The sequence below is a fragment of the Bradyrhizobium diversitatis genome, assembly GCF_016031635.1.
Taxonomy (GTDB): Bacteria; Pseudomonadota; Alphaproteobacteria; order Rhizobiales; family Xanthobacteraceae; genus Bradyrhizobium; species Bradyrhizobium diversitatis.
In genome coordinates this window covers 56,705-73,655 of the sequence record NZ_JACEGD010000002.1, presented here as the reverse complement: position 1 = coordinate 73,655, position 16,951 = coordinate 56,705, and the positions used below count along the sequence as shown (strand labels likewise).

General features: G+C 62.9%; 17 protein-coding genes. 7 read left to right on the top strand and 10 right to left on the bottom strand.

Translation table 11 applies throughout. The annotated features are described in order from the left end of the window. Window positions 1–8: 8 nt before the first annotated feature. Complete coding sequence (locus H1B27_RS01830; protein ID WP_197964782.1) at window positions 9–1,136, bottom strand: ABC transporter substrate-binding protein; 1,128 nt, start codon at window positions 1,134–1,136, stop codon at window positions 9–11. A 79-nt stretch (window positions 1,137–1,215) separates the two neighbouring features. After that, window positions 1,216–2,256, bottom strand: coding sequence for a substrate-binding domain-containing protein (locus H1B27_RS01825; RefSeq protein WP_197964781.1), 1,041 nt, complete (start codon window positions 2,254–2,256; stop codon window positions 1,216–1,218). A gap of 80 nt (window positions 2,257–2,336) precedes the next feature. Between H1B27_RS01825 and H1B27_RS01820 the strand changes: the two genes are divergently transcribed. From H1B27_RS01820 to H1B27_RS01790, 7 genes are all read left to right on the top strand, one after another. Further along, window positions 2,337–3,482: an acyl-CoA dehydrogenase family protein gene (locus H1B27_RS01820; protein WP_197964780.1), complete on the top strand. Its 1,146-nt coding sequence runs from the start codon at window positions 2,337–2,339 to the stop codon at window positions 3,480–3,482. 14 nt (window positions 3,483–3,496) lie between these two features. Next, window positions 3,497–5,032, top strand: a complete 1,536-nt coding sequence (locus H1B27_RS01815; protein WP_197964779.1) for an AMP-binding protein — start codon at window positions 3,497–3,499, stop codon at window positions 5,030–5,032. Window positions 5,033–5,042: 10 nt separating this feature from the next. After that, window positions 5,043–5,822, top strand: a complete 780-nt coding sequence (locus H1B27_RS01810) for a citryl-CoA lyase (RefSeq protein WP_197964778.1) — start codon at window positions 5,043–5,045, stop codon at window positions 5,820–5,822. A gap of 11 nt (window positions 5,823–5,833) precedes the next feature. After that, complete coding sequence (locus H1B27_RS01805) at window positions 5,834–6,292, top strand: acyl-CoA thioesterase (RefSeq protein WP_197964777.1); 459 nt, start codon at window positions 5,834–5,836, stop codon at window positions 6,290–6,292. Window positions 6,293–6,294: 2 nt separating this feature from the next. Further along, window positions 6,295–7,056, top strand: a complete 762-nt coding sequence (locus H1B27_RS01800) for an enoyl-CoA hydratase/isomerase family protein (RefSeq protein ID WP_197964776.1) — start codon at window positions 6,295–6,297, stop codon at window positions 7,054–7,056. Between the two features lie 3 nt (window positions 7,057–7,059). After that, window positions 7,060–7,704: a flavin reductase family protein gene (locus H1B27_RS01795; RefSeq protein WP_197964775.1), complete on the top strand. Its 645-nt coding sequence runs from the start codon at window positions 7,060–7,062 to the stop codon at window positions 7,702–7,704. 267 nt (window positions 7,705–7,971) lie between these two features. Beyond that, complete coding sequence (locus tag H1B27_RS01790; RefSeq protein WP_197964774.1) at window positions 7,972–8,889, top strand: LysR family transcriptional regulator; 918 nt, start codon at window positions 7,972–7,974, stop codon at window positions 8,887–8,889. Here H1B27_RS01790 and H1B27_RS01785 read toward each other — a convergent pair. From H1B27_RS01785 to trbE, 8 genes are read right to left on the bottom strand one after another with little or no spacing between them, the layout of a single operon-like run. After that, window positions 8,853–9,110, bottom strand: a complete 258-nt coding sequence (locus H1B27_RS01785; protein ID WP_197964773.1) for a DUF2274 domain-containing protein — start codon at window positions 9,108–9,110, stop codon at window positions 8,853–8,855. The two genes, H1B27_RS01790 and H1B27_RS01785, sit on opposite strands and share 37 nt — an antisense overlap. Further along, complete coding sequence (locus tag H1B27_RS01780; RefSeq protein ID WP_197964772.1) at window positions 9,107–10,309, bottom strand: TraB/TrbI/VirB10 family type IV secretion system protein; 1,203 nt, start codon at window positions 10,307–10,309, stop codon at window positions 9,107–9,109. The genes H1B27_RS01785 and H1B27_RS01780 overlap by 4 nt, the downstream gene beginning before the upstream one ends. Next, window positions 10,300–11,379, bottom strand: a complete 1,080-nt coding sequence (gene trbG / locus H1B27_RS01775; RefSeq protein ID WP_197964771.1) for a P-type conjugative transfer protein TrbG — start codon at window positions 11,377–11,379, stop codon at window positions 10,300–10,302. The genes H1B27_RS01780 and trbG overlap by 10 nt, the downstream gene beginning before the upstream one ends. Further along, entirely contained in the window at window positions 11,376–12,065 is a 690-nt protein-coding gene (gene trbF, locus H1B27_RS01770; protein WP_210343183.1) for a conjugal transfer protein TrbF, read from the bottom strand. Before trbF ends, trbG begins: the two co-directional genes overlap by 4 nt. 2 nt (window positions 12,066–12,067) lie before the next feature. Further along, on the bottom strand, window positions 12,068–13,429 hold the full coding sequence (gene trbL, locus H1B27_RS01765) for a P-type conjugative transfer protein TrbL (RefSeq protein ID WP_197964770.1): 1,362 nt from the start codon (window positions 13,427–13,429) through the stop codon (window positions 12,068–12,070). Next, window positions 13,426–13,746, bottom strand: coding sequence for a putative entry exclusion protein TrbK-alt (trbK-alt, locus tag H1B27_RS01760; protein WP_197964769.1), 321 nt, complete (start codon window positions 13,744–13,746; stop codon window positions 13,426–13,428). Before trbK-alt ends, trbL begins: the two co-directional genes overlap by 4 nt. Before the next feature lie 10 nt (window positions 13,747–13,756). Beyond that, window positions 13,757–14,515, bottom strand: a complete 759-nt coding sequence (gene trbJ / locus H1B27_RS01755; protein WP_197964768.1) for a P-type conjugative transfer protein TrbJ — start codon at window positions 14,513–14,515, stop codon at window positions 13,757–13,759. Next, a complete protein-coding gene (gene trbE, locus H1B27_RS01750) occupies window positions 14,512–16,950 on the bottom strand; it encodes a conjugal transfer protein TrbE (RefSeq protein WP_197964767.1) in 2,439 nt (812 codons plus the stop codon). The genes trbJ and trbE overlap by 4 nt, the downstream gene beginning before the upstream one ends. Between the last annotated feature and the right edge of the window lies 1 nt (window position 16,951).

Genomic DNA, 16,951 nt, shown 5'->3' with positions numbered 1-16,951 from the left:
GTCAGAAGCTAGGGGGTCGCAACGATCTCAACGACAGCCGGTTCGCCGTCCACTTCGTTGATCTGCATCGCGGATCGGATCGTGCCGTCCTTCTCGAAGGTCACGCGCCCGCCGACCAGATCAAATGTTCCGATCTCCCGACGTTTCGCCAGCAGGTTCTCACCCGTGACCGGTAGGCCGGCCTTCTGCAGGGCTGACGCCAAGGCCCCGAACAGGAGCACGGCATTGTAGTAGTTTGCGGCGTAGGCGGTTGGCGCCCTGTTAGTCCTGGTCTGGTATTCCCGCGTGAACCGCTTGGTCACCGGATCACCAGAATTCCAGTCGATCCTCTGCGTCGTGAAGAGCGCCCCCTTCGCCTCGGGAAGGCTGGCGATGGCGGGAATCGCGAAGCCCGAGTAGCTGGCGAGTTGCTGCGTAACTCCATTGTCACGCAACTGCTTGACGATCTGCGATTGCTGCGCGCCGAAAGACGCGATGTAGACGACATCCGGTTTCGCGTCGCGCACCCGCGCCGCGATGCCGCTGAACTGCTGAGCATTCGACGGCACGGACAGCGCCTCGGCGAGCGCTCCACCGAGTGGAGCCAACGAAGATTCAAGCTCACGCTTGATCGATTGACCGAGCGGATCATCCACATAAACGAGGACAAACCGCTTCAAGCCCCGCTTCTGAACGAGATAGGGAGCCATCGCTCGCACCTCGAAATTGGCGAGCGGGATCACGTTCCAGAAATACTCGCCGAGTTCGGCAAGATCGGGACCGACCCCGCCGCCATTGACGGCAACCGTATGGCTTCGCGCCGCCGTCGTCGAGATTGCCTTGGACACCCCGGTGAATGCCGAAAGGACATAAGCGACCTTCTCAACGTTCACCAATTTGTTCATCGCGATCACCCCCTGCTGGGGGAGCGCCTGACTGTCCTCATAGGCGATCGACAGCTTGCCGCCGAGGACCTTCGCGTCGTTGAGGTGGGAAACCGCAAGCTCGGTCGCCCCCATATAGAGATCGCCGTAATCGGCGTTGGCGCCGCTCAGGGGAAAGATCGCTCCAATACGCAAATCCTGGGCGGACGCCTGCCCTGCAAAAGCCACGAGCAACGAAAATGCAAGAACTGCGACCTTCCGAAGGCGTCCCATCGCATACTCCCGGTTTACGAAAACGATTTCGAAACCTAGGGCGCGCCGCCCCGGCTTGTCAAGCGCGAGATTTCCCCTTTCAGACTTCGTTGGCTGCGACCAATTGGCCGCCGTGGGACGAGCGGAGGATCAGTTCGGGCGACCAGATCTCCTGCAGCTCCTTGGGCGAACGGCCGTCCATGAGGGCAAGAAGCAGTTCGACCATCCGGCGTCCCGCCTCAAACGTCGGCGCAGAAAACGTGGTCAGAGGCGGATTCAGATACGGCCCAAGCGGATGGTTGTCGCATCCGATGACCGGAATGTCGGCGCCAGGACGTCTGCCCGTTTCGGCGATCGCCTGCATGGCGCCCGTCGCAATCAGGTCGTGACCGCACATAATCGCCGTCGGAGGATTGCTCATTGCTAGGAGCTGCCGGGCACCATTCAGCCCACCCTCCTCATCATTGCTAGTTTCAACGACAAGATCAGCATCGAACGGCAGCTTTGCCGCCTTCAGGGCTGCGCGATAGCCCTCCTGCAAAAGGTGGCTGATCATGAGATATCCCGGCGTACTCAACAGACCAATCCGGCGATGCCCGAACCCTACAAAACGTGCCGTGCCGTTGCGTCCGGCGACCGTTCGATCGATATCCACGAAGGGAAAAGGCTTGCCGGTCTCGCTTCTGCCCAGCGCCACAAACGGCACGTTGCGTTCCTGGAGATAGCGGACCCGGGGATCGTCGCGACGCGTGCGACCGAACATCACGGCGTCGACCCGCTGCCGCTCGACCAGCCGGCGGAAGCTCTCGAGCTCCGTCTCCAGCGTTCTTCCGGCAACGATAATGAGCTGAAACGGGGTCTGACTCAGGCCCTGGTCAATCCCCATGAGCAGGTCGAGGAAGAAGGGATGAGCGAAATGGGTTTGTGGAGGCGACAGGACGAACCCGATGGTCTCGGACGTTTGCGTGCGTAGCCGCCTTCCCGCCGGATCCGGCGAAAAGCCAAACTTTTCCGCCGCTTCCAGCACACGCCGTTTCGTCGCGTCGCTCACATCGCCACGGTCATTGATTGCCTTCGAGACTGTTGACACGGCCAGTCCCAAACGCCGGGCGAGCTCTGCGATGTTGATCCGCTGTTTCATTCAAGCCTCTTGCCGCCAACACTTGACACAGGAGTTCGTCGGCGTCTAGGTTATTTTCGAAATCGTTTTCGGAGATTTCCATGATTGACCTCGCTTCGCATGAGATGACGATGCTGCGCCAGACTGTGCGGGGATTCGTCCGCAACCGCCTGGAGCCTCTCGAGCAGCAGATCGAGATCGACGATGACGTGTCTCCGGACCTCTTGGCCAAGTTGCGCAGCGAGGCCTCGGACCTCGGGATCTACGGGTTCAATCTTCCGCCCGAGCTCGGCGGTTACGGCCTTCCGGTCTCGGCACAGGTCGGAATTCTGGAAGAGGTCACCCACACGTCCGTTCCGCTGTCCGAGGTCGTCGGTTTCCTTCCGCTCTCACTAATCCATCTGAACGAGGAGCAGCGCGGCCGCATTCTGCCCGATCTCGTTTCCGGCCGCGTGACGATGACATACGCTCTCACCGAACCGGATGCCGGCTCAGATTTGAGCGCTATCCGGACCAAGGCGGTAAAGGTCGACGGCGGCTGGCGTCTCGAAGGGGCGAAGCAGTTCATCTCAAACGTCGAGACCTGCGACTACGTGATCGTGCTGGCCGTCACCGATGCTTCCGCTTCCCTCAAAGGGCGCCTGACCACGTTCATCGTCAAGCGCAGCAATCCGGGCCTCGTGGGCATGACGCGCTACAAGAAGATGGGCTGGCACGGCTATCATTTGAATGGCTTCTCGCTCGAAGACTGCTTCGTTCCGGATGAAGACGTTCTCGGCCGGCCCGGCGACGGCTTCCTCGTCATGATGGCCTCAATCAACCACGACAGAATCTTCTCTGCCTGCCGGTCATTGGGACTGGCGCAGCGCGCGCATGACATGTCGGTCAATTACGCGAAGGAACGTCGCGCCTTCGGCTCGCAGCTTGCTGGCCATCAGGCCATTCAGTTCATGATCGCGGACAACGATGTCGAGATCGAAGCGACACGAGCGCTGATCTATCGTGCCGCCGCACTGTGCGACCAGAACGATCCGGCCTCACGGATCGCGGTGTCGAGAGCCAAGCTGTACGCGAGCGAGATGGGATGCCGCGTCGTGGACCGCTGCCTCCAGATCTTCGGCGGGATGGGCTACATGTGCGAGCTCCCCATTGAGCGCTTCTATCGGGATGCCCGCGCTTTCCGACTGGGCGAAGGCACGTCCGAGATGCAGCGGATTCAAATCGCTCGCCAGGCTCTTTCTAACTGACGCAGGGGATCACAATGAGTGGAGCGTCAAGCCCCTTCTTCGGGCTGCTCAATAACTACGCCGAAGCACCGGCGATCTATCTGGGCGATTATGTCGCTACGCGCAGGGATCTGGCCCAGGCGTCGAACCGTGCCGCAGCCTTTCTGAGCAGCCTTGGGTTGACGCGCGGCGACGTGATCGCGCTCTGGCTCCCGGACGGCCCGACCTGGCTGCAATTCCTGTTTGGCGCCGCGCATCAGGGCATTCTCGTCGTTCCGATCAGCACGAGATACCGGCGCGCCGAAGCGCTGCATGTCATCGCGTTGTCCCGCGCGAAAGCCGTCGTTGCAGCGACCAACTTCCTGGATGTGGCCTTCGCGCAGATCGTGCGCGACATCCAGGGCGAGGTCCCCACGCTCGCACACGTCATCGAGGTCACCGACCCGGCTCGTTTCCATGCGGGTGCCGATGGTCTTGTTGAAGCTGTTGGCCGACCGCAGGATCTGCTGTGCACGTTCAGTACGTCCGGAACGACCGGCGCGCCGAAGCTCGCCGTTCATGACCAGCAGAGCTGCCGCACCCACGCCCACATTGTCGCTTCTGCGTTCGACATCCATCCCGGCGACAAGACGCTCTGTGCATTACCTCTCTATGGCGTCCTGGGATTTGTCCAGGCTATCGCGACGCTGGCGGGCGGCGGGGCTTGCGTTCTCCTTCCTGTCTTCAAGGCCGCCGAAGCCGCATCGGCGATCGAGCGGCACGAGGCGACCCATGTGTTCGGCTCCGACGGGCTCCTCGATGCCGTCTTCAACGTACCTGCGGCGAAACTGTCGACGCTGCGCGCCGGCGGTTTTGCCGATTTTGCGGGCCTGACCGACCGCGTGATGAGGACCGCAGAAGATAGATGGGGCCTGCGCCTGGTGAGCGTGTATGGTTCATCCGAAGGCTTTGCTCTAATGGCCGCGCGCTCGCCCTCCGAGCCAATCGAGGCTAGGTCATTGCCTGGCGGTCGCTTGCTGTCCGGCGAGATGGCATTTCGGATCGTCGAGCTGGAGAGCGGAACGCCGGTACAGCCCGGCGCGACCGGCGAGTTGCAGATCCGCGGATACAATGTGATGCCCGGCTATCTGAACAACGAGGCTGCAACCGCGCGGTCGTTCACCTCCGACGGCTGGTACCGAACCGGCGATTTCGCGTATGCGGAGGAGGATACTTTCGTCTTCCTGTCGCGCATCGGCGATGGCCTGCGCCTGCGTGGCTATCTGGTCGATCCCAGCGAGATCGAGACGTTTCTCTGCCGGCATCCAAACGTCTCGGCTGCTCAGGTCGTGGGCGTTCGCCTTGAGGGCGAAGGCGACGTTGCGGTGGCCTTTGTTCGCGCCGACCGCCAGCTCGGCGAGACTGAGCTGCTCGCTTACTGCCGCGAAGGCATCGCCAACTACAAGGTGCCGCGTCGCATCGTTCAGATCGATGCGTTCCCGGTCATCGACGGCCCGAACGGCACCAAGATCCGCAAGGCAGCCCTGAGAGAGCACGCTTCCCAACTCCTCAGTCCCGCTCCTATCACCTGACGAGGTTGACATGAAACGGCACGAGATCAAATCCGACATCGCCTGGGCGACCCCGACGCAAATCAAGGTCCACGGGCTCGACCTCTGCACCGAGATCGTCGGTGTCGTCGATTTCGGACAGATGGCGTTCCTCGAGATCTTCGCGCGTCTTCCAAACGCGAACGAAGCGCGCATGTTCAACGCCATGATGGTGATCCTGGTGGAGCATGGCATTACGCCCTCGTCGCTCGCCACGCGCATGACCTACTGCGGCGCGCCGGAAGCCGTGCAGGCTTCGGTCGCCGCGGGACTGCTGGGGCTCGGCTCTGTCTTCGTCGGCTCGCTGGATAACGCGGCGAAGATGCTCCAGGAGGCCTTGCCCGATCCGCAGGCGTCCGTTGATCTGAAGCAGCTGGCGGTCGACATTGTCAGCGCCCACAGGGGCCGGCGAGAGATCATTCCGGGCGTCGGCCATCCCTTCCACAAGCCGATCGATCCGCGCACGCCGGCACTGTTCAAGGTCGCGCGCGAAACCGGCTTTGCCGGCCGACACGTCGAGCTGATGGAGAACATAGGCGCGGAGGCAAGCGAGCAATATGGCCGGCCGCTCCCCCTGAACGTTACGGGCGCGATGGCAGCGATTGCCTCGGAATTTAGGCTGCCTTGGAAGATGTGCCGCGGGCTGGCTGTGGCGGCCCGCGCGGTCGGGCTTGTCGGGCACATCATCGAGGAAATGCGTCAGCCGATGGCGGAGGAGATCTATTACCGGATCGAGCATGAGGCCACTGAACATTCCCGCCCACGCGAGTGAGGGAGCGTCGGATGAATAAGGATCCGGCCCCGTTCGCCCCTTCAACGCCACGGCCGACGCCGGAGCGCTTCCGGTTCTGGAGCCGGGAGAAGCTGCGGAACGCAGATACGGATCAATTCCGACACGTCAACAATGCTGCGATCGCCAGCTTCCTGGAAGGCGGCCGCATGGATCTGTTTGCGGACCCCGCAATAGGTCGCCTGATGAATGGGGTGAACGTCGTGGTCGGACGCCTGAACATCGAATTCCATGCCGAGATATTCTATCCTGGGGAGCTGACTGTCGGCTCGGCGGTCACCCGCGTCGGTCGCGCTTCATTCGAGGTCCTGCAAGGCGTGTTCCGCGACGGCACATGCGTGGCCTCCGCTGTTGCTTCTTGCGTGCTGCTCCAGGCGGGAAAGCCATACGCTGTTCCGAACGAAATCCGGCGGCACTTGCTCGGCGATTGCTCTAATTCGACGGGGGCCTGACCATGCCGGTGCTTTACAGCCGCCACGGCGACATCGCCATTCTTACCTTGAACGACGCGCAGCGACGCAATGCCCTCTCGAGGGCGTCTGTCGCGCAGCTGCTCGATCTAATCGCGCGGTCTCGTGCCGAGAAGGCGCGAGCCATCGTGATCGCCGCGAATGGTCCGGTCTTCTGCGCAGGTGCCAACATCGACGATCTGAAGGCCGGGTGGATGAGCGGTGTTGCCGATCCGACCGATCCTGCCCTGCTGTTTCGCGCCTTGGCTGAGGAGAAGCGGCCCACCATAGCGGCGGTCCAAGGCGGCGCCCTGGGCGGCGGATTTGAGCTGACACTCTCCTGCGATCTCGTCGTGATGGGAGCGGAGAGCTATTTCGCTCTCCCGGAATTGGGACACGGCGTCATCCCCAACACCGCGCTAGCGCGCCTCCACCGGGTCGTAGGCACGAGGCGTGCGGCCGAGCTGATATTGACCCGCCGGCGGTTGAGCGCAGCTCAGGCTGTCGAATGGGGACTAGCAAATCGCATAGTCCTGACGGCTGACGTCCTTTCAAGTGCCATCGACCTCGCACTGAGCATCGTGCAGTCGGCGCCCCCGGGCGCGATCGCAGCCGCAAAACATAACCTTGCCCATCACGGCGAGACGGATTGGGCGCGCGTGCTGTCTTCGCCTGAGGACGTTCCGCCCACCGAATGGCGTGAAGGATTGCGAGCCTTCGACGAGCGACGCGAGCCTAGCTACGATCAATTTTGGCAGGACAGGTAGACGATGGATCAAAAGGCATCACGTGCAGTAGAAAGGGACTACCACTCTTATGAGCCCACCAAAGGGCATGGGCTCAAGCATGATCCGTTCAACGCGATCGTTGCACCGCGGCCGATTGGCTGGATCTCTTCGCGTGATTCCAAGGGAAATATCAACCTCGCGCCCTACAGCTTCTTCAACGCTTTCAGCTACAAGCCGCTGATCGTTGGTTTCTCCTCCACAAACTGGAAGGATAGCGTCGCGAATGTTCAGGAGACAAAGGAGTTCTGCTGGAATCTCGTCACCATGGATCTCGCGAGGCAGATGAACGCGACCGCGGCCCATGTTGCGCGCGAGGTCGACGAATTCGCGATCGCCGGCGTTGCAGCGGTACCCAGCAAGCTTATCGATGCTCCACGCGTGGCAAAAAGCCCCGCCTCATTCGAATGCAAGTTGACCGAGATCATCCATCTCAAGAACGCCAATCAGCAAAGAGCAGATGCCTGGTTGACGCTGGGCGAGGTGGTGGCCGTCCATATCGACAAGGCCTTCATCAGGGACGGTGTCTATGAGACCGCTCTCGCACGCCCGATCGCACGTGCCGGGCGCCGCGGCGATTATTTCGAGATGACACCAGAAACAATGTTTGAAATGGTCCGGCCGGACTGATGGCACAGCAGAGTGCACCTTGCGCTTTAAGCCTCTCCAAGCACGAAACTTGAAGCGCGTTGGAATGAGGCGACGGTATCTCCGACGGTATGATTGACCACCCCAAACTTGCATAGATGAGAGTACCGATTACCGAGGGATTCGCGCTACCACGAAGCTATGTGATAGAAGCTGCTATCGTAGCCGCTGACCGCGAACGCGCAGGCGACGGACGCCTCTGAAGGGGAGATCATCCCTATCATCGCAACTCGCCGTAGGGCTTCGAACGTGCCTGTGGAAATTCGAGATCTGCGCTGGGCTATCACCGCGTCCCAGCACCGAAGCCTTCGCCAAGCGGCGGAGACACTTAGGGTCAAGCAGTCAACACTTAGTCGTTGTCTGCGAAGCCTCGAATACGAATTGGGCAGTACGCTCTTCGAGCGCACGAACGGCGGCACGCGACCGACGATCGAAGGTCAAGAGTTCCTCGATGCCGCTCGGCGTATTGTCGGTGATACCGAAGCCATGGCGGCTCGCCTCAAGACCCATTCGCGCGGCGAGAGTGGTCGATTGACCATCGGCGTACACGCCTCGCTCTCAGCCGGCAATTTCCGGGCCACCCTCCTCGACCACCGACAACGCTATCCCGATGTCGATACGCATCTGGTCGATGGATCGAGTGACCATCTGATCTCCGACTTGGTCAATTCCGCCGTTGACGTCGCCTTCGTGGCCGAGCCCAATCCAAGGTGGAGCAATAGATCATTGTTGGTCTGGAGCGAACGTGTCGTCGTCGCTCTTCCTGAGAACCATCCGCTGACAGCACGCAATGCGGTTCATTGGGGCGAACTGAGGCACGAAACGCTTTTGCTGCCTCAGCACGGCCCCGGACCGGAATTCCACAAACTGCTAATCAGCAAAATGGGATGTTCTGATCATTGCCAACTGCTTCGCCATGATGTGGCGCTTGATCGGCTTCTCACCTTGGTCGGCGCGGGCTGGGGTGTTCTGCTGGCATTGGAAGGTGCGACCGGCGTGGCCTATCCAGGTGTCGTCTTCCGCGAGGTGCATGATGCCGAGGGGCCGACGCGTCTGAGCTTCCGCGCTTATTGGCGACAGGCCAACAACAATCCATCCCTGCGCCCGTTTCTCGACCTGCTTCGTGAACGCTATCCGGATCTTTCCGCTGCCCCAGGTGCGAACTGAGCAGCATTTCGCCGTGCTTTTGCAAAGGCCCGATCGGTCGCCATAAAACGCTCGATCATCGGCGCAATCAATTTGGCAGGCTCGGTCGGGGTCGTCGCGCCCCCGCTACGCGTCAGAATCGCGGCGTAGCTTTTGAGATCCCTGAAGACCGCCGCAGGCAGTTCGATCGTGAGCTTTACCGGCTTGTCGTCTTCAAGCGGCCCAAGCTTGAGCTTCGTCATGGTGTTCCTCCCCTCCAGTAGGGCGCCAGCACCAAATCCCGCGTAACGATGACCCGCACCGGGAAACCCGGCCGGATGGTCAGCGTCGGCTGGATGTTGAGCTGGCGCTGCACGATCTGCTGACCGGTCTGGCTGATGCTGTTGGAGGCGCCGCTACGGATCGCTTGAAGAAGGTTGTTCTCGTCCTGGCTGGTGCCCGCCTCAGCTCCGACGCTGAGCATTGTTGAGAGGACGGCAGCCTTGAACAACATGCCCCAATGATTGTCGACCTCGTCCTCGAGGCCGGCATAACCGCCGGTGTCTGCGCCGGGCTGGCGCTCCAGCACGATCGAGTTGCCGTCTGGCATGATAATGCGAGTCCAGACCAGGAGGATGCGGCTCTGGCCGAACGCGACGGAACTATCGTACTGACCTATCAGCTTTGCACCCTGCGGGATCAGAAGATATTTGCCGGACGGGCTGTCCCAGACCGCCTCCGTGATCTGAGCAGTGACTTGGCCGGGCAGATCGGAGCGAATGCCCGTGATGAGCGCGGCCGGGATCACGGTGCCGGCCTGGACGACATAAGGAGAGACTTTCGCTTCGAGCCGGTCCGAACTGACCGTGCGCTTATCCGTTGAAGCATTGAGGAAGGCCGTCTTGCGGTCCTGCATGTTCTGTGCGGACCCGGCATCGACGGGCGGTGTCGCGGCCGGGGTCGTCGTGGTGCCAGCGGAGGCATTAGGGATGACTTGGCCGACCCCCTGCGGCTGCTCAGCAGTTTGGGCAAACAGGCGGCTAACCCGCGCCGCCTCGATTTCCTGTGATCTCTGCTGCGTCTCCGGATCTGACGTCGCTGCCATGGTATTCGGCGCAGCTCTGGCGTTGAGGACCGGCTTGCCGAGATCGCCGGGCAGCGGTGGCCCGAGCGGCGGCGCCTGGCGCGGCAGACCGGTATAATCTTTTGGCAACCTGGCGAGGCCATCGGCCGAAGGCCTGTTCTGGATGCTGAGCAGCTCCTGGCCGGCCTGTTGCTTGTTGCCAGTCTGTAGCGCGTAGCCGAGCGCGCCCGCGACTGCGAGGGCAGACACCGCACCGAGGCCGATCAGGACCTTACGCGAGAGCCGTGTGACACGGGGCCGCTCGCCTCGGAGCCGAAGGTCCGGCGGCGCAGCGGGCGGGACATCGCTTTGGCGGTCGTCTTCGCTCCCTATCGCCATGCGCGCGGCCTTCCATCGGTGCGGACAATGCGCACGCGCCGCTCGCTGTCCTTGTCGCCAAGACGCAATTCGGCGGCAGCGAACAGACGGTCGACGATATAGTAATTGCGGTTGACGCGATAGTTCACGAGTTCAGAACCGCCGGCCGGGCCGATGACGAACAGCGGCGGCATTTCGCCCTGGACGATGCCGCTGGGAAACTCGATGTAGACCTTGTTCCCGTCGTCAAAGGCGCGCAGCGGGCGCCAGGCCGGATCATCGCCCTCGATCGCGTAGCGGAAGTTGATCGAGGCAAGATCGACGCCGGCCGCAATGGGGGCAGCGGTTTCAGCGGCCGCGTTCTGCCGCCGAAGTGCAATGAGTTGGTCCTCGGGATACTGCCAGGAGACCGAGGCCATGTAGGTCTTCTCGGTCGAGCGCAGCTCGAGGAGATAGGTCCGCCGGTCGGTGTTGATCACGAGATTGGTGACCAGTTCCGGCCGCGTCGGCTTGACGAGGATATGGATCTTCCTAGTCGCGCCCGCGCCGCTCTCGGTATCGCCGATGATCCAGCGCACGGTGTCGCCGGCGGCGACCGGACCAGAGCCGACGAGTTGCTCGCCTTCCTGCAGGGCGACATCGGTGATCTGGCCGGGAGCCGTATAGACCTGGTACAGGGCTCCGCCCGTAAATGGATAAACCTGTACCGCATTGATGAAGCCGTTGCGGACCGGTTGCACCCGCGCCGCGGCGTTAGCCTGCTTGACGCGGACCTTCGGATCGGCGGCTTCCGCGACGCGTTTGCCCGAGGCGAGCGATTTCAATTGTCCGGGCAACGGCAAGGGCTTCGGCAATTCAACGATCTTGATGGGAGGCGGCGGATCGACGGTGAGCGTCGCCGGCTCTGCGGTATCGTAGTTGATGTCGGGCGGGATGAAATTGTGTGCGCAGCCGCCAAGCACCGAGGTGACCATCAGCAAAGCTGCAAAAGCGGGTTTACGGAGGGACGTATCGCCGACTTTCCGGTTTTGGCGATCGATGAGGAAACGCGAAGCCGGACCGCCGGCTTTTGAGAAAATCGGCGAGGTCATTGTCCCAGTTCCTTCGACCAGTTGATAGCGTTGACGTAGATGCCGAGTGGATTCCTGCGCAGCCGATCGGCGTCGGTGGGCGGCTGAATCGCGATGGTGAGGATCGCGGTCCAACGTGTGGTGCCGGCGAGCGCCCCGTCTTGATAGCGGTGCTCGACCCAGGCGATGCGGAAGCTGTCGGGCGAGGCGCGGATGACGCTGGAGACGTCGATGGCGACCTGCTGCTTGCCGAGATTGGCGAAGGGGTCATTGGCGCGGGCGTAGTCGTTCAGCGCCGCGGCGCCCGCCGTGGTCGTGAAATCATAAGCCTGCAGCCAGTTGTGCCGCACGATGATCGGATCGGCCGGAAGCGAGCGAACGATCTGGATGAAGTGGGCGAGATACCAGGCAATCTGCGGGTCGTTTGGTCTAAAGTCGGCGGTGGCGGGCGCCACGGCTTGCGCCTCGCCGAGCTTGTCGACCTGCACCACCCAGGGAACGACGGCGCCGTGGGTGGATTGCCAGACGAGCCCGCCGGCGAGGCCACAGCTGAGGATCAGCGAACCGAAGGCCATCAACCGCCAGTTCTTGGCCTGCACGCGGGCGGAGCCGATGCGTTCGTCCCACACTTGCGCTGCGCGCTGGTAGGGGGTTTCGGGTTCGGGTGTGCGGCCGTAGCGGACTGACGATCGGCGGAAGATCGACATTGTTATTCTCCTCCCGAGAGATCGACGGAGTGACCGCCGCCATGGCTGTCGCCGGATTTTAGGGCTTGCGCGGCTGTCTGAGCGCCGTGAATGACCGTCTGATTGCGCTTGACGCGCTTGGCCCAGGCGGGCGGACCGCCCTCGCCCGCCGCTTGAGATGCGGCTCCATCGTTTGTGGCCTGACCGCCCTGAATGGTCCCCATCGTCGAGGAGCCGCCCGTGTTGGCGACTCCGGCCCGGGCGCCAGAGATGAAGCTCTCCCTCATTGCCCCTGCCGCTTGCGCAGCGGCGCGTCTAGCGGGAGCGGCGACGGCGCCGGCCGCCGCGCGGCCCGCGCCGCCGAGACCGGACGCAACGCCGCCAGCACTGGACCGCCCGGCTGAGGCGAGGCTGTAAGCGGAAGACATGCCGCCCGCCATCGCCGCACCACCACGTGCGGCGGCCGCAGCACCAGAGGTCGCCGCCATCGCTCCCCTTCCGGCGAGCCCAAGCGCAGCGCCGCCCGCCATCGCCGCGCCGGCGACGGCGAGGCCGGTGCCGACGGCAGCGCCCGCGCCAAGCTGCGGCGCCCCCGACACAAGCCCGGTCGCGATGCCGGGACCGAAGATGCCGAGGCCGAGCATGGCGAGCGCTGCCAGCACAACAGAGAGCGCTTGCTCGATGGTCGGCTGGCCGCCGGCATCGGTGGTGGTGAACTGGGAGAAGAGCCCGGTGCCGATGCCGACGATAACGGCGAGCACCATGACCTTGACGCCGGAGGCAACGACGTTGCCCAGCACCTTCTCAGCGAGGAAAGCGGTTTTGTTGAAGAGAGCGAACGGGATGAGGATGAAACCGGCGAGCGTCGTCAACTTGAACTCGAGCAGGGTGACGAACAGCTGCACCGCCAGAATGAAGAAGGCGATCAGCACCAACAGCCAGGACACCATCAGCACGGCAATCTGGACGAAGTTCGCAAAGAAGCTGGTGAAGCCCATCATCTGGCTCGCTGCATCGAGCAGCGGCTGCCCGGCATCGAGACCGACCTGCGCCAGCTTGCCGGGTCGCAAAAAGTCCGCCTGCGAGATCGATGAGCCGCCGGCCTTCAGGCCGAGGCCGGCAAAGCTATTGAAAATGATCCCTGACAGCTTGTTGAAGTTGGTGATGATGAAGGCAAAGAAACCGATATAGAGCGTCTTCTTCACCAGCCGCTGGAGGATGTCTTCGTCTGCGCCCCAGGCCCAGAACAGGCCGGCCAAGGTGATGTCGATGACGATCAACGTCGACGAAAGGTACGTGACCTCGCCTTTGACCAGGCCGAAACCTGAATCGATGTACGTCGTGAAAGTATTGAGGAAGGTGTCGATAACGCCGACATTATTCATGGCTTCCCTCCCTGCGGAGCGCTCGTCGTCGGCGGTGTGGCCGGCGCGGCCTGCAGCAGAAGTGGCCGCGCCGGCCTGCCGAAGAAGCGCGCGCGGTTCTCCTTCCAAACCGCCTGGCAGTGCGGATCTTCGGCATCCTGGGGTCCAAGCTCAGCGCAGCGCAGCAGCTCGGCCGAGAGGTCATCGGGAGTGGAGGCAGAGGGGGCGTCGGATGCTGGCCGCTCAGCCGGACGCTGATGGATGACGTGCAGCGCGGCGAGGAAAATCACAAACACGACGATCATCGCGCCTGCGCGAAGGATATCCGAGCGCTCCATGACCCAAGCCTCAGTTGCCGCTGAACATGGTGACGTTGCCGGGCTGATAGCCGCTGCGTGTCGAGAAGATCTTGTATTGCTGCTGGCCCTGCGACTCGGCCGCCGTCACGCGCGCCTGCTCGAGCGCGTCCGCCCTCCCCTTCGCGGCGAGAACTGCGACAAGATCGGATAGCTGCTGGGAGTGGAGGGCCAGGAGCTGGTTGCCGGCTTGCGCGGCCTGCAGAGCGCCGCTTGCCGACTGGCTAGCGGTGACCAGCGAGCTCATTGCACTGGAGTTGGTCGAGATATTGCCGACGACGCCGGCCTGCACCTTCAGCGAGTCCTCGAAGGCGCCGACCGAGTTCTGCCAACGACTTTGAGCCGCGGCAAACATCGTCGCATTGGAGCCCGTGGCCGCCGCCGTGCCGTAGACGCTAGAGTACGCCGTCTGGATGCGTTCGACGTTGAAGGCGATGTTCTGGGCCTGGCTCAGCAGCGACTGGGTCCGAGCGACCTGTGCCTGGAGCTGGGTCAGCGTCGACATCGGCAGGTTGGCGAGGTTCTTGCCCTGGTTCACCAGGCTCTGGGCCTGATTGGTCAGCATCTGGATCTGATTGTTGATCTGCTGCAGCTCGCGCGCCGCCGTCAGCACGTTCTGGCTGAAGTTGGTGGGGTCGTAGACAATCCACTGCGCGCAAGCCGGCGTAATCAAAGGCGGCGAGATCGACAATGCGAGCGAGAGAGCGGTCGCGGCAATCAAGCCTGCGCGCCGCATCTTAAGTCCAGTCATGATGGCACCTCCAGGTTTGTCAGGTCGGGGATGAGATCGGCGGCCCAGAGGAGCTCGTGATCCGCGAGCCAGGCGGCCGTGAAGTCGTGGCGGCCGTGCTCGGCGAGCAGCCGTTCGATTGCGGCATGGTCGGCCTTGGAGGACGCGGCGCAGAAAGCGAGCGCGATCGGCCCGAGGCCGAGCTCAAAGAGCCGGTTGCCGCGCCGGGACTGGCAGTAATAGTCCCGCTTCGGCGTCGCTCGCGCGATGATCTCGATTTGGCGATCGTTTAAGCCGAACCGCTGGTAGATGGCGGTGATCTGCGGTTCGATCGCGCGTTCGTTCGGCAGGAAAATGCGCGTCGGGCAGCTCTCGACGATCGCAGGCGCGACGTTGCTGCCGTCGATGTCGGAGAGCGATTGGGTTGCGAAAACGACCGACGCGTTCTTCTTTCGTAGCGTCTTCAACCACTCCCTGAGCTGTTGCGCGAACGCTGGATCGTCGAGGACGAGCCACCCCTCGTCGATGATGAGAAGGGCTGGCCGACCGTCGAGCCGGCCTTCGATGCGATGGAAGAGGTAGGTGAGGACGGCGGGCGCAGCACCAGAGCCAATCAGTCCTTCAGTCTCGAATGCCTGCACCGAGGCAAAGCCGAGTTGCTCGGCCTCCGCATCGAGCAGACGGCCGGAGGCGCCGCCGACACAATAAGGTTGCAGCGCCTGCTTGAGCGCGGTCGATTGCAACAGAACCGTGAGGCCGGTGATCGTGCGTTCCTGCACCGGCGAGGACGCCAGCGAGGTCAACGCCGACCAGACATGCTCCTTTGCGGTCGGATCGATGGTGACGCCTTCCTTGGCAAGGATCGCGGTCACCCATTCAGCCGCCCAAGCGCGCTCCGCCGCATCGCCGATGCGTGCAAGCGGTTGAAGCGAGACGGAGTCCTCTGCATTGTTTGACAGACTTCCGCCGAGGTCGTGCCAGTCGCCGCCCACGGCAAGCGCAGCTGTGCGGATCGAACTGCCGAAATCGAAGGCAAAGATCTGGCTCTTCCGGTAGCGCCGGAACTGAATTGCCATCAGCGCCAGCAGCACTGACTTGCCGGCGCCGGTCGGACCGACGATCAAGGTGTGGCCGACGTCGCCGACATGCAGCGAGAAGCGGAACGGCGTCGAGCCCTCGGTCTTGCCAAAAAAGAGCGGGGCGCTGCGAAAATGCTCGTCGCGGTCCGGCCCGGCCCAGACCGCCGACAGCGGAATCATGTGGGCCAAGTTCAATGTCGAGAGCGGCGGCTGGCGGACGTTGGCATAGGCGTGCCCCGGCAGAGAGCCAAGCCAGGCTTCGAGCGCGTTCACCCCTTCCGGCATGCAGTTGAAGTCGCGCCCCTGGATCACCTTCTCGATGAGGCGAAGCTTCTCAGCGGCGATACCTGCGTCCTCGTCCCAGACGGTGACGGTCGCGGTGATATAGGCCTGGCCGACGTCGTCGGTGCCCAGTTCCTGTAAGGCAAGATCGGCGTCAGTGGCCTTGTTGGCCGCATCGCTATCGACCAGTGTCGAGGCCTCGTTGGTCATGACCTCCTTGACAATGGCGGCGATCGACTTTCGCTTGGCGAACCACTGTCGGCGGATCTTGGTCAGCAGCTTCACCGCCTCGGTCTTGTCGAGGAGGATCGCGCGCGTCGACCAGCGGTAAGGAAAGGCGAGCCGGTTCAGCTCGTCGAGGATTCCGGGATGGGTCGCGGTCGGAAAGCCGATCACGGTGAGCGTGCGAAGGTGATGGCGGCCGAGCCGCGGCTCGAGGCCGCCGGCGAGCGGCTCGTCCGCGAGCAGCGCGTCGAGATGCATCGGCGTCTCGGGAACGCGTACGCGCTGTTGCCGGGTCGAGATGGTCGAATGCAGGTAGGTCAGCGTCTCGCCATCGTCGAGCCATGCCACCTCCGGCATGAATCCTTCGACCAGCTGCAGGACACGGCTGGTCCGATCGACGAAGCCACGCAGCAGTTCGTGTGGATCGACGCCGCTCTGCGCGCGGCCCTCATAGAGCCAGCTCTCGATGCGCGAGGCGTCCTCCGCCGGCGGGAGCCAGACGAAGGTCAGGAAATAGCGGCTCTCGAAATGCGCACCTGCCTCCTCGAAAGCGTCCCGTCTCTCCAGATCGACCAGTGCTGATGCGGCATCAGGAAAGGTATCGTGCGGATAGGTCTGGGCCGCGATGCGCTGGGCTTCGACGAAGATCGCCCAGCCTGAACCGAGACGGCGGAGCGCGTTGTTGAGGCGGGCCGTCACGCCGACGAGCTCGGCAGGCGTTGCGCTGTCGAGATCTGGGCCGCGGAAGCGCGCCGTGCGCTGGAACGCGCCGTCCTTGTTGAGGACGACGCCCTTCTCGGCCAACGCGGCCCAAGGCAGGAAGTCGGCGAGGCTGTGGGGCCGGTTGCGGTATTCGGCGAGGTTCAGCATG